General features: G+C 71.3%; 4 protein-coding genes. All 4 read left to right on the forward strand.

Annotated features, from left to right (window positions below; all coding sequences use genetic code 11):
- Positions 1-113 precede the first annotated feature (113 nt).
- Positions 114-1,415, forward strand: a complete 1,302-nt coding sequence (locus AB0C29_RS39040; RefSeq protein WP_360831584.1) for an aspartate aminotransferase family protein — start codon at positions 114-116, stop codon at positions 1,413-1,415.
- 126 nt (positions 1,416-1,541) lie between these two features.
- The gene (locus tag AB0C29_RS39045; RefSeq protein ID WP_360831588.1) at positions 1,542-2,765 is read left to right on the forward strand and encodes an inorganic phosphate transporter; all 1,224 of its coding nucleotides are present in this window, start codon (positions 1,542-1,544) and stop codon (positions 2,763-2,765) included.
- 13 nt (positions 2,766-2,778) lie between these two features.
- On the forward strand, positions 2,779-3,090 hold the full coding sequence (locus tag AB0C29_RS39050) for a hypothetical protein (RefSeq protein ID WP_360831591.1): 312 nt from the start codon (positions 2,779-2,781) through the stop codon (positions 3,088-3,090).
- 12 nt (positions 3,091-3,102) lie between these two features.
- Complete coding sequence (locus AB0C29_RS39055) at positions 3,103-3,426, forward strand: DUF3349 domain-containing protein (protein ID WP_360831594.1); 324 nt, start codon at positions 3,103-3,105, stop codon at positions 3,424-3,426.
- Positions 3,427-3,480 lie beyond the last annotated feature (54 nt).

The raw sequence follows: 3,480 nt of genomic DNA on the forward strand, positions 1-3,480 counted from the left end.
TTCGACTCCCTGGCCCGGACCCTTGCTTCCGCCGCCGGCGCGTCCGCGCGCGGCAGTGGTTCCCGTTCCCGCCCGCACCCGCGGGGCTGGCGCTGACTCCCTTGGAGGACCCCGTGACCGATGACCTGCTCGCCCGGCACCAGGCCGTGCTGCCCTCCTGGGTGACGACCTACTACGGCGACGACGCGATCGAGCTCGTGCGCGGCTCCGGCCGCCGGGTGACCGACGCGAACGGCCGCAGCTACCTGGACTTCTTCGGCGGCGTGCTGACCAACATGCTGGGCTACGACATCGCCGAGGTGCGCGAGGCCGTGGAGCGCCAGCTGGCCACCGGCATCGTGCACAGCTCGACGCTGTACCTGATCCGGCAGCAGGTCGAGCTGGCCGAGAAGATCGCCCGGGTCTCCGGCATCCCGGACGCGCGGGTCTTCTTCACCAACTCCGGCACCGAGGCCAACGAGGCCGCGCTGATGTTCACCACCAACTTCCGCCGGTCCAACCAGATCCTGGCCATCCGCAACAGCTACCACGGCCGGTCCTTCGCGGCGATGGCGATCACCGGGCACCGCAGCTGGTCGGCCAGCGCGCTGAGCCCGATCTCGGTGTCCTGGCTGCACTCGGGCGAACGCCTGCGCGGCCGGATGAAGGGCCTGTCCGACAGCGAGCACATCGACGCCGCGGTCGAGGACCTGCGCGAGGTGCTGGCCACCACGACCGCGGGCGACGTCGCGGCGCTGATCGCCGAGCCGATCCAGGGCGTGGGCGGCTTCGTGCACGCCCCGGACGGGCTGCTCGGCGCGCTGAAGAAGGAGCTCGACAACCACGGCATCCTGCTGATCGCCGACGAGGTGCAGACCGGCTGGGGCCGTACCGGTGAGCACTTCTGGGGTTATCAGGCGCACGACGTGCAGCCCGACCTGATCACCTTCGCCAAGGGCATCGGCAACGGCTTCGCGCTGGCCGGCGTCGTGGGCCGCGCGGAGCTGGTCAACGCGGTCCCGGCGACCAGCTTCTCCACGTTCGGCGGCAACCCGGTCTCCACGGCCGCGGGCAACGCCGTGCTGGACTACGTGCTCGACCACGACCTGCAGGCCAACGCGAAGCGCACCGGCACGATCCTGCTCGACGGCCTGCGCGCCGCGGCCGGCGGGACGAAGATCGTGGGGGAGGTCCGCGGCCGCGGCCTGATGATCGGCATCGAGTTCGTCCGGCCGGGCACCACCGAGCCGGACCCGGCCGCGACCATGCGGGTCTTCGACGAGTGCCGCAAGGGCGGCCTGCTGGTCGGCAAGGGCGGCCTGTACGGCAACGTGCTGCGGATGGGGCCGCCGCTGACGCTGACCGAGGACGAGGCGCGCGAGGGCCTGGGCATCCTGGTGGAGGCGATCCGCACGGTGGACGCCGAGGCCTTCTGAGTAAACCTGGCGGCGGGTGAGCGTCAGGTGACTATCCGGCAGCGGCTCCGGCAACGCGAATGAAATTTCCCACGCGTTGCCGGAACACCCCTTTTGCAGGTTGATCCGGGGCGCGACCATCGGCGTGTGACAGAGACATCCGTGATACTCGCCCTGGTGGTCATCACCGCCCTCGGGTTCGACTTCACGAACGGGTTCCACGACACCGCCAACGCGATGGCCACCTCCATCGCCACCCGTGCCCTCCGGCCGAAGGTCGCCGTCGCCCTTTCCGGCATCCTCAACCTCATCGGCGCTTTCCTCTCCGTCGAGGTCGCGCTCACCGTCACCAACGCCGTGGTGAAGATCCAGAACTCGAACGGCACGCCCAAGCCGGAGCTGCTCGCCGACGGCGGCACGGCTCTGCTGCTCATCGTTCTCGCGGGCCTGGTCGGCGGCATCGTCTGGAACCTGCTGACGTGGCTGCTCGGCCTGCCCTCGAGCTCGTCGCACGCGCTGTTCGGCGGCCTCATCGGCGCGAGCATCGCGGGCCTGGGCTGGGCCGGCGTCAACTGGAACGGCGACGGCAGCAAGCTCGACGGCGTCATCGGCAAGGTCATCCTGCCGGCGCTGATGTCGCCGGTCATCGCCGGTGCCGCCGCCGCCGCCGGCACCTGGCTGATCTACCGGCTCACCGTGGGCGTCGCGCAGCGCTTCACCGACAACGGCTTCCGCTGGGGCCAGATCGGCAGCGCCTCGCTCGTCTCGCTGGCGCACGGCACCAACGACGCGCAGAAGACCATGGGCGTCATCACCCTCGCCCTGATCGCGGCCGGCGAATGGACCGACACCGAGACCATTCCGTTCTGGGTGAAGGCCTCCTGCGCCCTGGCCATCGCGCTCGGCACCTACCTCGGAGGCTGGCGGATCATCCGCACGCTCGGCAAGGGCCTGGTGGAGATCGCCCCGCCGCAGGGCCTGGCCGCCGAGTCCGCCGCGGCCGCGGTGATCCTGTCCTCCAGTCATCTGGGCTTCGCGCTCTCCACGACGCATGTCGCCACCGGCTCGATCCTGGGCTCCGGGGTGGGCCGGCCCGGGGCGCAGGTGCGCTGGCGGGTCGCCGGGCGCATGGTCGCCGCCTGGCTCATCACCCTGCCGTCCGCCGCGCTCGTCGGCGCCCTGATGTGGTGGGTGACCGACCTGCTCGGCGGCGGTCTCGTCGGCGCGGTCGCGGTCACCGCGATCCTCGTCGCCGCCGCACTCGGCATGTATCTGCGGTCGCGCCGCACGCCGGTCGACCACAACAACGTCAACGACGAGTGGGAAGCGGCCCCGGCCGCCGACCGCGTCCCCGCCGGCACGGCGAGCTGAGAGGGGCTGCGACATGCACAACCTGGGATTCGCCCTCGAGGGCGCGTGGAAGGTCCTGCTGGCCAGCGTCATCCTCGGCGCCGGGCTGCCGGCCCTGTTCGCCCTGGGCATCCGTTCCCTGGCCTACGGAGCGGGCGGCGACGCCGAGGTGCACGAGTCGGGGGTGTCCGGCCCCCGGGCGCACCCGATCGGCACGGTGACCGGCTATCTGCTGTTCGCGATCGTGGTGCTCGGCGTCGTGCTGGGTATCACGTTCATCGTGGCCAGCGGCTTCGGCAAGGCGCTGAGCTTCGAGCACATCTACCCGACCATCGTGGACAAGTGACCGGGGGCGTCCGTGACCGATTCCCGCTCGAACTTCATGACCAGGGCCGTCGAGTGGCTGCGCGCCGGCTACCCGACCGGGGTGCCGCGCGGGGACTACGTGGCGTTGCTCGGGGTGCTGCGCCGCAAGCTGACCGAGGAGGAGGTCCGCAAGATCGCCGTTGATCTCGCGGACCAGTCCGTGCTGGCCGGTGACGACCCGATCAGCACCGCCGACATCGAGCAGATGATCAGCTCGTCGCTGCTGCAGGAGGCCACGCCCGAGGACGTGGTCCGGGTCTCGGCCCGGCTCGCCGCCGGTGGCTGGCCGCTGGTCGACCCGCCCGAGGGCGACTGACCCCGATCGTGCGGGCCCGGTGGACGCCGGGCCCTTACGAGGGCCCGGCGTGCC

This window comes from Actinoplanes sp. NPDC048791 (assembly GCF_040650095.1).
Lineage (GTDB): Bacteria > Actinomycetota > Actinomycetes > Mycobacteriales > Micromonosporaceae > Actinoplanes.